The sequence below is a fragment of the Gallaecimonas sp. GXIMD4217 genome (assembly GCF_038087665.1).
Lineage (GTDB): Bacteria > Pseudomonadota > Gammaproteobacteria > Enterobacterales > Gallaecimonadaceae > Gallaecimonas.
Genome location: NZ_CP149925.1, coordinates 1,945,956 through 1,962,484, shown reverse-complemented (window position 1 = coordinate 1,962,484; position 16,529 = coordinate 1,945,956). Strand labels below are relative to the sequence as shown.

Here is a 16,529-nt window from a genome sequence, read left to right as displayed (position 1 = left end):
CAGTGCCATGGGTATCCGACCCCAAAACACCTCCCAAAGGAGACAACACCATGAAACGGACTTTGCTGGCGCTCGGCCTTCTGCTGCCCGCCGCCGCCTTCGCCGGCGCCATGACGGCTTCGGAAAAGGCCAAGGTGCTGGATTCGCTGCGTGAGCACATTCGCGACCATTACGTGCAGGTGGGCCATATCGACCGCATCGACGCCACCCTGCAGGCGCTGGCCAAGACGGAGCGCTTCAAGGCGATAACCGAGCCCAGGGCGCTGGCCAGGCTGCTGACCGACGAACTGCAAAGGCACGACAAGCACTTCGGGGTGCAGTGGCAGGATCGCAGCAAGCCACAGGCCCAGCGGGTGGAAAGGGAAGACTGGTTCAGCAAGCTGGACCGCAAGAATTTCGGCTTCAACAAGGTGGAGATCCTCGATGGCAACGTCGGCTACCTGGCGTTCTGGGGCTTCGACAACCTGGATGATGAGGCCAGGAAGACGGTCGAACACCTGATGGGTTTCCTGGGCAAGGTCGATGCGATGATCATCGACCTGCGCCGCAACGGCGGCGGTAGCGCCGAGATGGTGCAGCTGCTCAGCAGCTACTTCCTGGATACGAAGACCCACCTCAACAGCTTCTATTCCCGCGAGAGTGGCAGCACCACCGAATTCTGGACCCTGGACGATGTGCAATCGCCCTTTGCCAGGGGGCTGCCCCTCTACGTGCTGACCAGTGCCGAAACCTTCTCCGCAGCCGAGGAATTTGCCTACAACTTCAAGCAGCTCAAGCGGGCCACCCTGGTCGGTGAAACCACCCGGGGCGGCGCCAACCCCTGGCGTTATTACCCCCTGGTGGCGGGCTTTCGGGCCGGCATTCCCAACGCCATGGCGGTGAATCCCATCACCAAGAGCAACTGGGAAGGCGTCGGCGTCAAGCCCCATGTCGCCGCCAGCAGCGAACAGGCCCTGGACAGGGCCTACCTGCTGGCCCTGGAAGCCATCAGGCCCAGTCTGAAAGACGGCTACCAGCTCAAGGAGATCGACGCCAAGTTGGCCGAGCTGAGAAGCGGCGAGTAGCGCCGGGGTCAGCGAGGCAGTGCGCCCCCTGAAAAGGAAAAAAGCCGCCCATTGGGCGGCTTTTTACGTTAAACCATGCCTTTATTATTGCCCCGGGAAGCTGTCCACGAATTCGCCGCGGCTGGCGGCCTTCATGCCGGCCACGAAGCGGCCGAGGGCCTTGGGGCCGCGGGTCGAGGCCTTGACGGCGGCGGAGCCGGATATGGCGCCGTCCACGCCCTGGGCCAGGGCCGCCTGCACGTCGGCGGGGCTGGCGATGCCAAAGCCCAGCAGCACCGGCGGGGCGCCGTAATCCTTGAGCTTCTGCACCAGGGGCGAGAGGCTGCTGCCGGCCCTGGATTCGGTGCCGGTGACTCCGGCCCGGGATACCAGGTAGACATAGCCCTGGCTCTGCTTTGCCACCTGCCTGAGGGTATCGTCCGAGGCATTGGGCGGGGCGATCAGCACCGGTGCCACGGCGTTGGCCCTGGCGGCTTCGATAAAGGGTGCCGCCTCCCGGAGCGGCACATCCGCCACCAGCACAGAATCCACCCCGGCCTCGGCGCAGCGGCCGTAGAAGGCGTCCAGGCCGGCGGCGTGGACCAGGTTGGCGTACACCAGCAGGCCCATGGGCAGCTCGGGGTAACGTTCGCGCACCCGGGCGACCAGTCCCAAGGCCTTGGCCGGGGTGGTGCCGGCGGCCAGGGCGCGGATGGCGGCCTCCTGTATGGTGGGGCCGTCGGCCACCGGATCCGAGAAGGGGATCCCCAGCTCCAGGGCATCGGCGCCGGCTTCCACCATCTCGCAGATAAGCTCGAAGGAGGACGCCAGGTCCGGATCGCCCAGCATCAAGAAGGGCACGAAGGCGCCGTGCTTGTCGGCGGCCAGGCGGTCGAACAGGGGGCTGTAACGGCTCATTGGGCATCCTCCAGGGCCATCATGGTGTTGAGATCCTTGTCGCCGCGGCCGGACAGGTTGACCAGCAGCAGCATGTCGTCGGTGGCGGCTTCGGCCACCTTCAGGGCCTGGGCCAGGGCGTGGCTGGACTCCAGGGCCGGGATGATCCCTTCGGTGCGGGCCAGGCGGCCAAAGGCGGCCACCGCCTCGTCGTCGGTCACGGCCACGTATTGGGCGCGGCCGCTGGCGGCCAGCTGGGCATGCTGGGGGCCCACGGCCGGGTAGTCCAGGCCGGCGGAAATGGAGTGGCTTTCCAGGATCTGGCCCACCTCGTCCTGCATCAGGTAGCTCTTCATGCCGTGCAGTATGCCGGTGCGGGCCAGGTGGATGGGGGCACCGTGTTCGCCTGTGTCCAGGCCGCGGCCGGCCGGCTCCACGCCCATCAGGGCCACGCTCGGTTCGTCGATGAAGTCGGCGAACAGGCCGATGGCGTTGGAGCCGCCGCCGACGCAGGCGATGGCCAGATCCGGCAGGCGTCCGGCCAATTCCAGCATCTGCGCCTTGGCCTCCCGGCCTATGATGCGCTGGAACTCGCGCACCATGTGCGGGAAGGGGTGGGGGCCGGCGGCGGTGCCCAGCAGGTAGTGGGCGCTGTCGTAGTTGGCGGCCCAGTCGCGCAGGGCCTCGTTGACGGCGTCCTTGAGGGTGCCGGAGCCGCTTTCTACCGGGATCACCTCGGCGCCCATCAGCTTCATGCGGTAGACGTTGGGCTGCTGGCGGGCGCAGTCCTTGGCGCCCATGTAGATGCGGGCCTTGAGCCCCAGCAGGGCCGCCACCATGGCGGTGGCCACGCCGTGCTGGCCGGCACCGGTCTCGGCGATGATCTCGGTCTTGCCCATGCGCTTGGTGAGCAGGCCCTGGGCCAGCACCTGGTTGGTCTTGTGGGCCCCGCCGTGGAGCAGATCCTCGCGTTTTAAGAAGATCCGCACCCTGGGGTTGGGGGAAAAGCGCTCGGCCTCGAACAGCGGCGTGGGGCGGCCGGCGTAGTGGCGCAGCAGGCCGGACAGTTCCTGCTGGAAGCCGTCGTCAACCAGCGCCGCCTCGAAATGCGCGGTGAGCTGCTCCAGGGCCGGCACCAGGATCTCCGGGACGAAGCAGCCGCCGAAGTCGTCGAAATAAGGGGAAAACTGGCTCATCTTGTTAAACCTTGTCAAATACGGCGTTGATCTTGTCCCGGCATTTCAGGCCAGGGGCGCTTTCCAGCTTTGAATTCAGGTCCAGGCCGGTGATGCCCGGTACCTTCAGCGCGCTTTCGCAGTTGTCCGGGCCGATGCCGCCGGCCAGCATCACCGGCACTGGCTGCGCCCTGCCATCCAGTTTGGACCAGTCGAAGGCGGTGCCGGTGCCGCCGAACTGGCCGTCATGTTTGGAGTCCACCACCAGCCGGTCCACGGCAAGCGTTGGCATGGCATCGACGGTGCAGGCCCTCCAGAGCTGTGCCCAGGTCAACTGGCGAAGCTGGGCGATATAGGTCTCGTCCTCGTCGCCATGCAGCTGCACGGCGTAGAGGTCCAGCTCCTTGGCGATGGCGGCCACCTGCTCTACGGCCTCGTTGACGAACACCCCCACGTAGCGCAGCGGCGCCGCCGCCATCACCGCTTCGGCCTCGTCGACGCTCAGGCAGCGCGGGCTCCTGGGCGCGAAGATCAGGCCCCCGAACAGGGCCCCGGCCCGGTAGGCGGCCAGGGCGTCCTGGGGACGGGTCAGGCCGCAGACCTTGTGTTCGCCGTGGATCAGCGCCCGGCAGGCGCCGTCCAGATCGTCGTCCTTCATCAGCTCGGAGCCGACCAAAAAGCCGTCGGCATGGGGGCGCAGGCGCTTGACGTCGCCATGGTTCTTGATGCCGGACTCGCTGATCACCAGGGTGGCGTCAGGGATCCGCGCCGCCAGTTGCTCGGTGCGGGCCAGGTCGATGCTGAGGTCGTGCAGGTTGCGGTTGTTGATGCCGATGATGGCGGCGCCGAGCGCCAGGGCCCGGTCCAGCTCCGCTTCGTTGGCCACCTCGGTGAGCACGTCCATCTGGTACTTGGCGGCCTCGGCGGCCAGTAGCAGGTACTGGTCGTCGTCCAGCACCGACAGCATCAGCAGCACGGCGTCGGCGCCTAAGAATCGGCCCAGGCGCACCTGGAAGGGGTCGATGACGAAGTCCTTCATCAGCACCGGCTGTGTGACCCGGGACGCCACCTTGGCCAGGTACTCGGGCCTGCCCTGGAAGAAGGGCTGGTCGGTGAGCACCGAGATGGCGCTGGCGTGGCGGCCGTAGACGGTGGCGATGGCGTCCAGGTCGAAGTCGTCGCGAATGAGGCCCTTGGAGGGGCTGGCCTTCTTGCACTCCAGGATGAAGCCCGGGCCTTGCTTGATGGCGTCATACAGGCTGCGCCCGGAGGCTTCCAGGCCGGTGCCGGCCAGGGCCCGGGGGTAGTGCGCTTTCAGGGCCGGCAGGTCGGCGCGCTTTCGGGCGACGATGCGGTTGAGGATGGTCTCAGCCATGGAGCAGCTCCTTGAGTGCCTTGAGTAGTTGGCCGGCCTTGCCGCTGTCGATCACCTCGCGGGCGGCGGCCAGGCCCTCGACCAGGGTGGCGGCCTTTTCGTCCAGGTACAAGAGGGCGGCGGCGTTCAGGGCCACGGCGTCCACATAGGCGCCGTATTCGCGGCCTTCCAGCAGGTTCTTCAGGCGGCAGGCGTTGTGGTTGGCGTCGCCGCCGCGGATGGCGGCCAAGGCCTGCTCCTCCAGGCCGAGGCGCTGCGGGGTCAGCTCATGCTCGATCTGCTTGCCGTCCTTGATCTCGATGATGCGGGTGGGGCCGTGCAGGGCCAGTTCGTCCAGGCCGCTGCCGTGCACCACCAGGGCCCGGTCGCGGCCGAGCTGCATCAGGGTGTCGGCCACCAGCGGCAGCAGGCTCTCGTGGTAGACGCCCATCAGCTGGCGGCCGGGCCGGGCCGGGTTGACCAGGGGACCGACCAGGTTGAACAGGGTGCGGGTCTTGAGACTCTTGCGCACCGCCATGGCGTGGCGGATGCCGGGGTGGTACTGGGGGGCGGCCAGGAAGCACAGGTTGAGCTCGTCCAGGGCCCGGCGGGCCAGTTCCGGGGCCACTTCCACCGGCAGCCCCAGGGCGCCGAGCACGTCGGTGGAGCCGCTCTGGCTGCTGACGGCGCGGTTGCCGTGCTTGACCACCTTGACGCCGGCGGCGGCGGCCACGAAGGCGGCGCTGGTGGAGATGTTGAGGGTGTTGGCGCCGTCGCCGCCGGTGCCGCAGCAGTCCAGCACCCGGTAGTCCGGGGTTGGGAAAGGCAGGGCGGCGTCCAAGAGGGCCAGGGCGGCGCCGCTGACTTCGTCGGCGGTTTCGCCGCGGACCTTCATGGCGGTGAGGACGGCGGCCAGCTGCACCGGCTCCAGCTCGCCCTGCACCACCTGGGTGAACAGGGCCCGGGCCTGATCCTGGCTGAGGGGGGCGGCGGTGAGGAAATGATCGAGGTTCATGGTCGGGCTCCCAACAGGTCGAAGGCATTGGCCAGCAGGCGGCGGCCGTCACGGGTCAGCAGGGATTCGGGGTGGAACTGCAGGCCGATGGCCGGGTGCCGGCGGTGGCTCACCGCCATCACCTGCTCCTCGCTACGGGCCAGCACCTCGAGCTGGTCCGGCACCACGTCCGCCACCAGGGAGTGGTAGCGGCCCACCAGGGGCGCGCTTTCCATGCCGGTGAACAGGGCATGGTCGGCGATGTCCAGCCGGAAGGCCTTGCCGTGGCGGGGCACAGGCGAGCGCCTGAGGCTGCCGCCGCAGTGCTGCACCAGGGCCTGGTGGCCCAGGCAGACGCCAAGCACGGGGTAGCGGCCCAGGCTCTCGGCCAGCACCTGCATCAGGCAGCCGGCCTGATCCGGGGCGCCGGGGCCCGGGCTCAGCAGCAGCAGCGGCCGCTCGGCCTGGGCCAGGGCGTCCAGCACCACCCGGGCGGGCACGGTGTTGCGGAAGGTGCGCACCCTGGCGCCGAGCTGGCGGCAGTCGTCGACCAGGTTGTAGGTAAAGGAGTCCTGGTTGTCGAGCATGATGATGTTCATCGGGCCTCCTGGGTGGCGGCGATGGCGGCCAGCACGGCGGACGCCTTGTGGCGGGTTTCCTCGGCCTCCAGGCGCGGCACCGAATCATAGACCACGCCGGCGCCGGCCTGGACACAGGCGGTGCCGTCCACCACCTGGGCGGAGCGGATGACGATGGCGCTGTCCATGTCGCCGCGGGCGGTCAGGTAGCCGATGGCGCCGCCGTAGGCGCCGCGGCGGCGGCCCTCGACCTGGCGGATCAGCTCGCTGGCGCGTACCTTGGGGGCGCCGGTGAGGGTGCCCATGTTCATGGCCGCCTGGTAGGCGTGCAGGGCGTCCAGATCCGAGCGCAGGGTGCCGGTGACCCTGGACACCAGGTGCATGACCCGGGCGTAGCGGTCCACCTTCAAGAGTTCGGCCAGGGCGCGGCTGCCGGGCTCGGCGACCCGGGCCACGTCGTTGCGGGCCAGGTCCACCAGCATCAGGTGCTCGGCCTGTTCCTTCTCGTCCAGGCGCAGCTCCAGCTCGATGCGGGCGTCGGCATCGGCATCCATGCCGCGGGGGCGGGTGCCGGCGATGGGATAGAGGCTGAGCTGGCGGCTCTGGCTGTCCACGGTCAGGGCGCTTTCCGGGGAGGCGCCGAACAGGGTGAAGTCCTTATGGGCCAGGTAGAACATGTAGGGGCTGGGGTTCTGGGCCCTGAGCGCCCGGTAGGCCTTGAGGGGCTCGGGGCAGGGCGCCAGGAAGCGGCGGCTCGGCACCACCTGGAAGCAGTCGCCGGCCAGGATGTGCTCCTTGAGCCGGGCCACCTGGGCTTCGAAGTCGGCGTCGCCGGGCAGCACTTCTGTGGCCTCGGGCTTACCGGCGGCCGGGATGGCCTCCAGCGCCGGCACCTGCTCCAGCTGCCGGTGGTAACGGGCCAGGCGCCGGGACAGCTCGAAGTAGCTGGCGCTGTCGGCGCCGTCCAGGCACAGGGCCTGCAGGCTGGCGCTCTGGCGCTGATGGTCGACATGGAGCAGGGTCTCGGCCAGGTACAGGCAGAGATCCGGCACCTGCTCGTTGCCGCCCACCTCGGGCAGCGCCTCGAAGGAGGCGATGAGATCGAAGCCGAACAGGCCCGCCACCAGGGAGGCGAAGGGCAGCTCCGGATCCTGGGGCAGCAGCGCCAGCAGCTCGCGCACCACCGACAGCACCGAGGGGGCCTTGAGACGCTGATCCTCGTCCAGCTCCGGATCCGGCCTGGGCACCGTCACCGTGAACGAATCACCGTTCACCTCGGCGCCCAGGGCCCCGGCCAGCGCCGGCAGCAGGGCGGCGCCGTTGGCGCTCAGGCTGGTCACCCTGATCTGCTGGCCCAGGGCGCGGATCTCCAGGGCCGCGTCCAGCACCGCCAGGCTCTGCTTGGCGTTGCCGGCGCTGGGCTCGGCGGACTCCAGCAGCAGGCTGCCGGGCTTGCCGCCGCTCAGGTGCTGGTAGCAGGCCAGGGGATCGGCCTGGTAGTGGCTCTTCAGCCTCAGGAACTGATGGCTCACAGTGTCCTCCCGGCGGCGGCCACGAAGGGCTTCAGCTCCGCCATCAGCTGCGCGAACATGGGGCCGGTCAGGGCCTGGTGGCCATCGGACAGGGCGGCCTTGGGATTGAGGTGGCTCTCGACGATGATGCCGTCGGCGCCCACCGCGGCGGCGGCCCGGGACAGGGGGATGACCAGCTCGCGTACGCCGGTGCCATGGCTGGGGTCCACCATCACCGGCAGATGGGTCTTCTGCTTCAGCAGTGCCACGGCGTTGAGATCCAGGGTGTTGCGGGTGGCGGTCTCGAAGGTGCGGATGCCGCGCTCGCAGAGGATCACATTGGGGTTGCCGTTGCTTAAGATGTACTCGGCGGCCAGCAGGAACTCTTCGATGGTGGCGCTCAGGCCTCGTTTCAGCATCACCGGCTTGCCGGCCTTGCCCACGGCCTCCAGCAGCCGGTAGTTCTGCATGTTGCGGGCGCCTATCTGCAGGCAGTCCACGTACTGGGCCACCAGCTCGGCCTCCTCGGCGGTGACCACCTCGGAGACGGTGGGCAGGCCCAGCAGCTGGTTGGCTTCCTTAAGCAGCTTCAGACCTTCCTCACCCAGGCCCTGGAAGGCGTAGGGGCTGGTGCGGGGCTTGAAGGCGCCGCCGCGCAGGGCGATGGCGCCGTGCTTCTGGACCAGTTCGGCCACCGCCAGCAGCTGCTCGCGGGATTCGACGGCGCAAGGCCCGGCGATCACCGCGAAGCACTCGCCGCCGACATGGTTGTCGCCCAGCTTGACGCGGGTGTCGTGGGGGTGCAGCTCCCGGGACACCAGCTTGTACTTGGACAGGATGGGCTTGACCTCCTCCACCAGGGGGTCGGCCTCCAGGTTCAGCTGGGCCAGCACTCGCTCGTCGCCGATGGCGCCCAGCACGATGCGCTCCACGCCGGGCATGTACAAGGGCTGCAGGCCCTTGCTCTCGATACGGGCCAGGATGGCCTTGGCGTCTTGTTCGCTGGCAGCAGGTTTCAGTACGACAATCATGATTCATTCCTCGAATTTAAAAATAAAAAAGGCCCGCCTTGTCGGCGGGCCTTGGGATGTTCGTTAGGGAACACACAGGTGCGACTAGCCCGCCTGACGCCAGGAGTGCCACCACCACCAGATGTTGAGTTGCTTGAAGTTGGTCATTTTTCTTGGTCCCTAAAACGAAACAAGCCCGCGTGCAGCGGGCTTGTGGAATTTGGTCGAAATACGAATACGACAAAATGCACAGCCCGTTATGGGTTGTGCCACCACCAGTTGTTCAGAGTGAAGATATTCGCTTTCATGCCCTAAACCCTATCTGCCGGCCCGGGCCCTGTCAACGCCTTCTTTTACCTTGTGTGCCTGCCTTGTCGGGGTACAATCGTCCCATGATCACCGATTTACACAGCCATACCGTCTTTTCCGACGGCAAATTGACCCCCCAGGCCCTGATCGACAGGGCCATCGAGCGGCGGGTCAGCCGCCTGGCCATCACCGACCACGACACCACGGACGCCCTGGCGGTGGCCCGTGCCCATATCCATGACAACGAGCTGCCCCTGGAGCTGGTGCCCGGGGTGGAGATCTCCTGCCAGTGGGGCGCCAAGGAGGTCCATGTGGTGGGCCTGTGGGTGGACGAAGACTGCCAGGCCCTGATGGCCCTGCTGGCGCAGCAGAAGCAGCGCCGCGAGGAGCGGGCGGTGGAGATAGGCCGCCGTCTGGAGAAAGCCAAAATACCCGACGCCCTGGCCGGGGCCCGCCGCCACGCAGGCACCGCCGCCATCACCCGGGCCCACTTCGCCCAGTACCTGGTGGAGCTGGGCAAGGCCAGCACCGTGGGCGCCGTGTTCAAGAAATACCTGAGCCGGGGCAACACCGGCTATGTGCCCCCCAACTGGGTGCCACTGGCCGAGGCCATTGCCGTCATCCATCGGGCCGGCGGCAAGGCGGTGCTGGCCCATCCGGGCCGCTACCAGCTCAGCGGCAAGTGGCTGCGCAAGCTGGTGGCCGAATTCGCCGAGGCCGGCGGCGACGCCATGGAGGTGGCCCAGTGCCAGCAGCCCCAGAACGAGCGCCGCTTCCTGGCCGACTTGGCCGCCGAGCACCATCTCAAGGCCTCCCAGGGCTCCGACTTTCATTTTCCCAGCCCCTTTGCGGAGCTGGGGCGCAACCTATACTTGCCGGCAGGTGCGCTGCCGGTGTGGGAATAGAGGATGACCATGAGTCAGTTTTTTTACGTACACCCGGAGAACCCCCAGGCCAGGTTGATCAACCAGGCCGTGGACATCATCAAGAACGGGGGCGTGGTGGTGTACCCCACCGATTCCGGTTATGCCATCGGCTGCCTGATCGGCGACAAATCCGCCCTGGAGAAGCTGTGCCGGGTGCGGGATCTGGGCTCTGACCACAACTTCACCATGATGGTGCGCGACCTCTCCGAGCTGGCCACCTACGCCAGGGTCGACAACCAGGCCTTTCGCCTCATCCGCAACAACACCCCGGGCGCCTATACCTTCGTGCTCAAGGGCACCAAGGAAGTGCCGCGCCGGCTGCTGAACGACAAGCGCAAGACCATAGGCCTGCGGGTACCCGACAACAGGATCGCCCAGGATCTACTGGAGGCCCTTGGCGAGCCGCTGATGTCCTCGTCGCTGATCCTGCCCGGCAACGACCTGGCCGAGTCGGATCCGGAGGAGTTCCGCTGGGCCCTGGAGCACCAGGTGGACCTCATCATTCACGGCGGCGTCATGGGCGAGCAGCCCACCACTGTGGTGGACCTCAGTGAAGACGATGAGATCACCGTGCTGCGCCGCGGCGCCGGTGATCCCAGCCCCTTTGAGTAAGCCGGGCCAAGCCCCTATAATGCGCCGCCCGAGATGAGCCAGGATCAGCCTACCCAGCCCGTCCAGCAGCCCTTGCCGCTGGCCTTTATCCACGGCCAGCCGTACCTGGACAAGCCGGAGGATCTCTATATCCCGCCGGAGGCCCTGGAAGTGTTCCTGGAAACCTTCGAGGGTCCGCTGGATCTGCTGCTGTACCTCATTCGCCGGGAAAAGGTCGATATCCTGGATCTGCCTGTGGCCGCCATCACCGCCCAGTACATGGAGTACGTGGAAGTGATGCGCGAGCTGAAGCTGGAGCTGGCCGCCGAGTACCTGGTGATGGCCGCGGTGCTGGCGGAGATCAAGTCCAGGCTGCTGCTGCCAAGGCGCGAAAGCGCCGAGGAGGACGAGGAGGATCCGCGCGCCGAGCTGATCCGCCGCCTCCAGGAATACGAGGTGATCAAGCAGGCGGCCCAGGACGTGGAGGCCCTGCCGCGCATGGACAGGGACACCTTCGAAGCCAGCGCCGAGCCGGGAGCGAGCTGCAGGCCCATACTGATCGCCCCCGAGGTCAGCGCCGAGGAGCTGATGCTGGCCTTTGCCGGCGTGCTCAAGCGGGCCTCCATGTTCAAGGAACATGAAATAGAGCGGGAAAAGCTCTCCACCCGGGCGCGCATGGCGGCCATACTGGAACGCCTGGAAAGGGAAGGGCGGTTGCCCTTCGCGGCCCTGTTCACCGTGGAGGAAGGCCGGGCCGGGGTGGTGGTCACCTTCGTGGCCATGCTGGAGCTGACCAAGCTGGCGGCCATCCGCCTCATTCAGACCGAGCCCTTTGCCACCATCAGGGTGGAGAAGAGAGCGCGGGCCGACGGGGCCGGTATCGACTCAATGGATGCCGATGGTGGCGAACCGCCGTTATCACCCAGGGTGGAGAAGAGAACGCGGGCCGACGGAGCAGACCAAGCAGAAAGGGAAGGGGATGCGTAAGATCACCGACGAACAGCTGAAGAACCTGGTGGAAGCCGCCCTGTTCGTGGCGCGCCGGCCCCTGAGCAAGGCCGAGCTGCTGAACTCGGTGCTCAGCGAATTCAAGATCAGTGCCCAGAAGCTGGGCAAGGCCCTCAAGACCCTGGAGCTGGATTACGCTCCCCGCGGCATCCGCCTGGTGGAGGTGGCCAGCGGTTACCGCTTCCAGGCCGACGATGCCCTCAGCCCCTGGCTGTCCTACCTTTGGGTGGAGAAGGCGCCGCGCTATTCCAGGGCCACCATGGAGACCCTGGCGCTGATCGCCTATCGCCAGCCCATCACCAGGGGCGAGATAGAGGACGTGCGCGGGGTCTCGGTGAGCACCCAGATCATCCGCACCCTGGAGGAGCGGGGCTGGATCAAGGTGGTGGGCACCAAGGAGGTGCCGGGCCGGCCCGCCCTCTATGCCACCACCAGGCAGTTTCTGGACGATTTAAGCCTGAAGAGCCTGGAAGAATTGCCCGAATTGAAGGCATTTGCCGACGTTGAAGACAAAGCGCCCCTGCCACAGGCAGCGGCCGAGGAAACACAATGACTGAGAAATTGCAGAAGGTCCTGGCCCGTGCCGGCCAGGGTTCCCGTCGTGAGATGGAGACAGTGATCGCTGCAGGGCGGGTAAGTGTCGACGGCCAGGTGGCCAAGCTGGGCGACCGGGTCGGTCCCACGGCGCAGATCCGCATCGACGGTCGTCTCATCACCATCAGTGCCGAAGAGGACGTGATCTGCCGGGTACTGATGTACAACAAGCCGGAAGGGGAGCTGTGCACCCGCCGCGATACCGAGGGCCGTCCCACCGTGTTCGACCGCCTGCCACGCCTGCAGGAAGGCCGCTGGGTCGCCGTGGGCCGCCTGGACGTGAACACCTCCGGCCTGCTGCTGTTCACCACAGACGGCGAGCTGGCCAATCGCCTGATGCACCCCAGCCACGAGGTGGAGCGGGAGTACGCAGTGCGGGTGTTCGGCGAGGTGACCGAGGCCAAGCTGCAGAAACTGCGCAGCGGCGTGCAGCTGGAAGACGGCCCGGCCAAGTTCAAGAAGATCAAGGCCATGGGCGGCGAGGGCATGAACCAGTGGTTCAACGTTACCCTCACCGAGGGCCGCAACCGGGAGGTGCGCCGGCTCTGGGAGTCCCAGGAGCTGCAGGTGTCCCGGCTGATCCGGGTCCGCTACGGCGACATCCAGCTCAACAAGCGCCTGCCCCAGGGCGGCTGGGAAGAGCTGGAGCTGCCCATGGTCAACTACCTGCGCAGCTCGGTGGGCCTGAGGCCCGAGGACAGGACCAAGCTGCCCGCCAAGACAAGCCAGCGCATGCACACCAAGGCGGCCCGTATCCGCCGCGCCGTACGCAAGGACAGAGTGCGTCGCCAGGGTAAGAAGGACGACTAAGGCAGCAGAAGAGGGCGCCACCATGTCGAGAAGTACGCTGTTATTGCTGGTGGTGGCCCTGGTGGGCGGCCTTTATCAAAATCGCGACGCCGTCGAGCGCTGGTTCAATCCGCCTTCGGTCGAGCAGGCCGGGGTGGTGCTCTACAGCACCGCCTGGTGCGGCTACTGCAAGCGCATGAGGGCCCTGTTCAAGGCGCGGGGCATTCCCTACCGGGAAAAGGATATCGAGACCTCGGCCCGGTACCAGCAAGAATTCCTGGCCCTGGGCGGCACGGGCGTTCCCATGGTGGTGGTGGACGGCCGTACCGTCATCAGGGGTTACAGGCCCAAGGCGGTCCTACAGGCGGTGCAGCGATAAAAAAACCGGCCAGTTGGCCGGTTTTTTGTCACTTGGGCTGGGCGTCTATGCTCTGGCCGTTCACATCCCTGGAGTCCGGCCCCATCAGGTACAGATACAGGGGCATCAGCTCGGCCGGGGTCTTCAGCTTTTCCACGTCCTCGCCGGGGTAGGCCTTGGCACGCATCTTGGTGCGGGTGGCTCCTGGGTTGATGCAGTTGACCCTGAGCGGGCCCTTTTCCACCTCGTCGGCGATGGTCTGCATCATGCCTTCGGTGGCGAACTTGGACACCGCGTAGGCGCCCCAGTAGGCGCGGCCCTGCTTGCCGACACCGGACGAGGTGAAGATGAGGCGGCCGTCCTCGGCCTGTTTCAGCAGCGGCAGCAGGGCTCGGGTCATCATGAAGGTGGCGTTGACGTTGACCTGCATGACGTTGTTCCAGGTGTCGTCGTCGATATGCTCGAAGGGACCCAGCACGCCCAGCTGGCCGGCGTTCATCAGGGCGCCGTCCAGGCGGCCGAACTGGTTCTCTATGGTGGCGGCCATGTCCCGGTAGTTCTGGGCGGTGGCGCCCTTCATGTCCAGGGGGATGATGGCCGGCTGCGGGTGGCCTGCGGCCTCAATCTCGTCGTAGACCGCTTCCAGTTTCTCCGTGGTGCGGCCCAGCAGGATCACGGTGGCGCCGTGGCGGGCATAGTGGCGGGCGGCCTCGCGACCGATGCCATCGCCGGCGCCGGTGACCAGGATGACACGGTCTTTCAACAGATCGGTGGTGGCTTGATAGTCGAGCATCTCGGTTCCTGAATGCTGAGCAAGTATTGGCGCCATTCTACCTTAGTGAGCCTTGCCCTGCATGGATGGCAAAATCGCTGATTTTATGGCCGTTATTGGCGACAAGTTATAAAAATGTAGCGAAAGTCGGACCAGTGAGATAAGTTAGGAGCCCAATGGTGAAGTAAAAACAAAAATGCCATTTTTTTGGGGAGAATCATGAACAAGAAACTTATCAGCCTGGCCGTTGCCGGCGCCCTGGGATTGGCGGCGTGCGGCGGCTCTGACGACTACAAAGAGCAGCAGGCCAACGCCGAGCCGGTCATCGCCACCAGCTTCGTGGCCTATGATCCGGGCAACAGCGTCGTGCCCGTACCCAACGATCTGCTTTTCCTGGATACCACTGACGGTACTCTGAACATTCCGGTTGAGAACCCCGCCGATTTCAGCGATCCCTTCGTGGCCCTGTCCGGCCTGGACGGCTGGTCCACCTCCACGCCCTTTACCATCGACATCGAGCTGGATGACGGCGTGACCCTGGATGCTGCCTCCGTGGCCCAGCCCGGTGCCGTGGTACTGCTGGAAGTGGTGCTGGGCGGTGCCGATGACGCCGACTGCGCCGAGCTGCCCACCGGCGTCGGCTGCAAGCCGGTGGCCGCCCTGAGCTATGGTGAGGACTATGTGACCCAGGCCAGTGGCGACAGCATCGCCGTGGTGCCGCTCAAGCCCCTCAAGGCCAAGACCTCCTACCTGGTGGCCACCACCAGCCTGATCCAGGACAGCGAAGGCCGCGCCGTGGAAGGCTCCACCACCTACAAGCTGCTCAAGCAGGATCTGGCCACCGCCCCCCTGGGCACCGACCAGCAGAAGCAGCTCCAGGGCCTGATCAACTCCTTCGAAGCGGTACTGGCCGCCGCCGGTGTCGATGCCGAGAGCGTCACCTACTCCGGCGCCTTCACCACCCAGAGCACCCTCGATATCCTGGCCACCACCAAGCTGGCCATCATGGGCGCCAACCCCACCCTGAGCCCGCTGGTGGATACCGGTATGACCGCGGCCCAGATGCTGGGCTTGCCGCCAGAGCATCCCGGCCATGCCAGCGCCAGCCTGGCCAAGGTCCATGGTGGCGCCGTGACCCTGCCGTACTTCCTGCAAAAGCCCACCGCTGCCGACGTGGTCAGTGGCGACTGTAACCCGGCCGACGTACTGGCCGGCTGCCCCAAGCTGTTCTCCCGCTGGCAGGCCGCCGGCGATAGCCCGGCCGCCGTGCTGCTGGCCCTGCAGGCCGGCACCCTGAGCCAGGAAAGCTTTGTCGAGCAGGCCGTGGCCCAGGGCGTGGATCCCCAGGCGGCCCTGGCCGACCCCAGCCTGCTGGTGGGCAAGAGCTTCAACATCGGTGAGAATGCCGTCGATCCCGAACGCCACCTGACCAAGTTCAACCCGCTGCCGGCGGTGCAGAGCATCAACAATGTCGAGGTGCTGGTGACCCTGCCCGACGAGAGCCTGGTCGGGCCCAAGCCCGCGGCCGGCTGGCCTGTGGCGGTGTTTGCCCACGGCATCACCAGCTACAAGGAAACCGGCCTGGCCATCGCCGGGGCCCTGGCGTCCCAGGGCGTGGCCATGATCGCCATCGACTTCCCGCTGCACGGCAGCCGCGGCATCGACTTCAACGGCGACGACGCCATCGACCTGTCTGCATCCAGCGCCGGCCCCAATGCTCCGGCGGTGTCCGACGTCACCATCTACATGAACCTGGCCAGCCTGGCCACGGCCCGCGACAACCTGCGCCAGTCCAGCACCGATCTGTTGTCGCTGCGCTATGCCCTGAACGCCATGGCCGGTACCTTCGACCCCAGCAAGGTCTCCTACCTGTCCATCTCCCTGGGCTCCATCGCCGGCACCCCGGCCCTGGCCGCCGGCAACCTGCCGACCATCAACCCCATGACAGGTGAAGTGCTGGCCAACAACCCCTTCGCCTTCAAGCAGGCGGCGTTGTCGGTCGGTGGCGGCAGTACCGCCGGCATCCTGATCCACTCGCCGTCCTTTGGTCCCGTGGTCAAGGCCGGCCTGACCCAGTCCGCCTCCTTCCAGGAAGCCTTGGCCGAGGTCAACACGGCTGGCCTTGCGCCCGGCGATGCCGGCTATGATCAGCTGGTGGATGCCGTCTACGAAGGCTTTGCCGCCCAGTTCAACTTTGCCGCCCAGACCGTCGTGGACAGCGCCGATTCCATCAATGCCGCCGGCACCGTTGCCGCCCAGGGCACCCCCATCCTGTTCCAGGAAGTGGTGGGCGACCAGGTGGTGCCCAATGCCGTGGCCGGCCTGCCGCTGGTTGGCACCGAGCCGCTGCTGAAGGTGCTGGGCCTGGATGGCCTCACCGGCTCCGTGGCCACCCCGGATGGCGTGACCCCGGTCAGCGGTGTGGCCCGTATCCTGGGCGCCAGCCACGGCTCCTTGCTGAGCCCGGAGGCCAACCCGGCGGCGACCACGGAAATGCAGACCGAGGCGGCCAGCTTTATCGGCAGCGAAGCCAAGGCCATAGTGGTGACCGACCCCAGCCTGCTGGCGGACGCTCAGTAAGGCGTTCAGGCAGCGATAAAAAAGCCCGGCGAAAGCCGGG

At 66.7% G+C, this 16,529-nt stretch carries 15 protein-coding genes, 1 pseudogene and 1 other annotated feature; of the genes and pseudogenes, 8 read left to right on the top strand and 8 right to left on the bottom strand.

What is annotated here, in order from left to right; translation table 11 throughout:
* The first annotated feature begins 50 nt into the window (after positions 1-50).
* Positions 51-1,064: a S41 family peptidase gene (locus tag WDB71_RS09540; RefSeq protein ID WP_341501351.1), complete on the top strand. Its 1,014-nt coding sequence runs from the start codon at positions 51-53 to the stop codon at positions 1,062-1,064.
* A gap of 84 nt (positions 1,065-1,148) precedes the next feature.
* Here the strand turns inward: WDB71_RS09540 and trpA are convergent, their stop codons facing one another.
* Genes trpA through WDB71_RS09505 form a run of 7 tightly spaced genes read right to left on the bottom strand, consistent with a single transcriptional unit; the run spans position 1,149 to position 8,583 of the window.
* Positions 1,149-1,961 carry a tryptophan synthase subunit alpha gene (gene trpA / locus WDB71_RS09535; RefSeq protein ID WP_341501350.1) on the bottom strand — a complete coding sequence of 271 codons (813 nt, stop codon included), beginning with the start codon at positions 1,959-1,961 and terminating at the stop codon, positions 1,149-1,151.
* The gene (trpB, locus tag WDB71_RS09530) at positions 1,958-3,136 is read right to left on the bottom strand and encodes a tryptophan synthase subunit beta (RefSeq protein ID WP_341501349.1); all 1,179 of its coding nucleotides are present in this window, start codon (positions 3,134-3,136) and stop codon (positions 1,958-1,960) included. The genes trpA and trpB overlap by 4 nt, the downstream gene beginning before the upstream one ends.
* A 4-nt stretch (positions 3,137-3,140) precedes the next feature.
* Positions 3,141-4,490 carry a bifunctional indole-3-glycerol-phosphate synthase TrpC/phosphoribosylanthranilate isomerase TrpF gene (gene trpCF / locus WDB71_RS09525; protein WP_341501348.1) on the bottom strand — a complete coding sequence of 450 codons (1,350 nt, stop codon included), beginning with the start codon at positions 4,488-4,490 and terminating at the stop codon, positions 3,141-3,143.
* Complete coding sequence (gene trpD / locus WDB71_RS09520; RefSeq protein WP_341501347.1) at positions 4,483-5,484, bottom strand: anthranilate phosphoribosyltransferase; 1,002 nt, start codon at positions 5,482-5,484, stop codon at positions 4,483-4,485. Before trpD ends, trpCF begins: the two co-directional genes overlap by 8 nt.
* Complete coding sequence (locus tag WDB71_RS09515; protein WP_341501346.1) at positions 5,481-6,062, bottom strand: aminodeoxychorismate/anthranilate synthase component II; 582 nt, start codon at positions 6,060-6,062, stop codon at positions 5,481-5,483. The genes trpD and WDB71_RS09515 overlap by 4 nt, the downstream gene beginning before the upstream one ends.
* On the bottom strand, positions 6,059-7,573 hold the full coding sequence (locus WDB71_RS09510) for an anthranilate synthase component 1 (RefSeq protein WP_341501345.1): 1,515 nt from the start codon (positions 7,571-7,573) through the stop codon (positions 6,059-6,061). Before WDB71_RS09510 ends, WDB71_RS09515 begins: the two co-directional genes overlap by 4 nt.
* Positions 7,570-8,583, bottom strand: a complete 1,014-nt coding sequence (locus tag WDB71_RS09505; RefSeq protein WP_341501344.1) for a bifunctional 3-deoxy-7-phosphoheptulonate synthase/chorismate mutase — start codon at positions 8,581-8,583, stop codon at positions 7,570-7,572. The genes WDB71_RS09510 and WDB71_RS09505 overlap by 4 nt, the downstream gene beginning before the upstream one ends.
* 23 nt (positions 8,584-8,606) lie before the next feature.
* Positions 8,607-8,706 (bottom strand) — a sequence feature (Trp leader region).
* Positions 8,707-8,954: 248 nt separating this feature from the next.
* Here WDB71_RS09505 and WDB71_RS09500 point away from each other — a divergent pair.
* The 6 genes and pseudogenes from WDB71_RS09500 (at position 8,955) to WDB71_RS09475 (ending at position 13,158) form a co-directional block, all read left to right on the top strand.
* Positions 8,955-9,776: a PHP domain-containing protein gene (locus WDB71_RS09500; RefSeq protein ID WP_341501343.1), complete on the top strand. Its 822-nt coding sequence runs from the start codon at positions 8,955-8,957 to the stop codon at positions 9,774-9,776.
* Between the two features lie 9 nt (positions 9,777-9,785).
* Complete coding sequence (locus tag WDB71_RS09495; protein WP_341501342.1) at positions 9,786-10,409, top strand: L-threonylcarbamoyladenylate synthase; 624 nt, start codon at positions 9,786-9,788, stop codon at positions 10,407-10,409.
* Between the two features lie 33 nt (positions 10,410-10,442).
* Positions 10,443-11,258, top strand: a pseudogene (locus WDB71_RS09490) (segregation/condensation protein A); the annotation flags it as partial.
* A gap of 109 nt (positions 11,259-11,367) precedes the next feature.
* Complete coding sequence (gene scpB, locus WDB71_RS09485) at positions 11,368-11,949, top strand: SMC-Scp complex subunit ScpB (RefSeq protein WP_341501341.1); 582 nt, start codon at positions 11,368-11,370, stop codon at positions 11,947-11,949.
* On the top strand, positions 11,946-12,800 hold the full coding sequence (gene rluB / locus WDB71_RS09480; protein WP_341501340.1) for a 23S rRNA pseudouridine(2605) synthase RluB: 855 nt from the start codon (positions 11,946-11,948) through the stop codon (positions 12,798-12,800). The genes scpB and rluB overlap by 4 nt, the downstream gene beginning before the upstream one ends.
* A 22-nt stretch (positions 12,801-12,822) precedes the next feature.
* The gene (locus WDB71_RS09475; protein WP_341501339.1) at positions 12,823-13,158 is read left to right on the top strand and encodes a glutaredoxin family protein; all 336 of its coding nucleotides are present in this window, start codon (positions 12,823-12,825) and stop codon (positions 13,156-13,158) included.
* Between the two features lie 28 nt (positions 13,159-13,186).
* On the opposite strand, the gene WDB71_RS09470 is transcribed toward WDB71_RS09475, so the two are convergent.
* Positions 13,187-13,930, bottom strand: coding sequence for a YciK family oxidoreductase (locus WDB71_RS09470; RefSeq protein WP_341501338.1), 744 nt, complete (start codon positions 13,928-13,930; stop codon positions 13,187-13,189).
* 198 nt (positions 13,931-14,128) lie between these two features.
* On the opposite strand from WDB71_RS09470, the gene WDB71_RS09465 reads away from it, so the two are divergent.
* Positions 14,129-16,489: a VolA/Pla-1 family phospholipase gene (locus tag WDB71_RS09465; RefSeq protein ID WP_341501337.1), complete on the top strand. Its 2,361-nt coding sequence runs from the start codon at positions 14,129-14,131 to the stop codon at positions 16,487-16,489.
* The last annotated feature ends 40 nt before the right edge of the window (positions 16,490-16,529 follow it).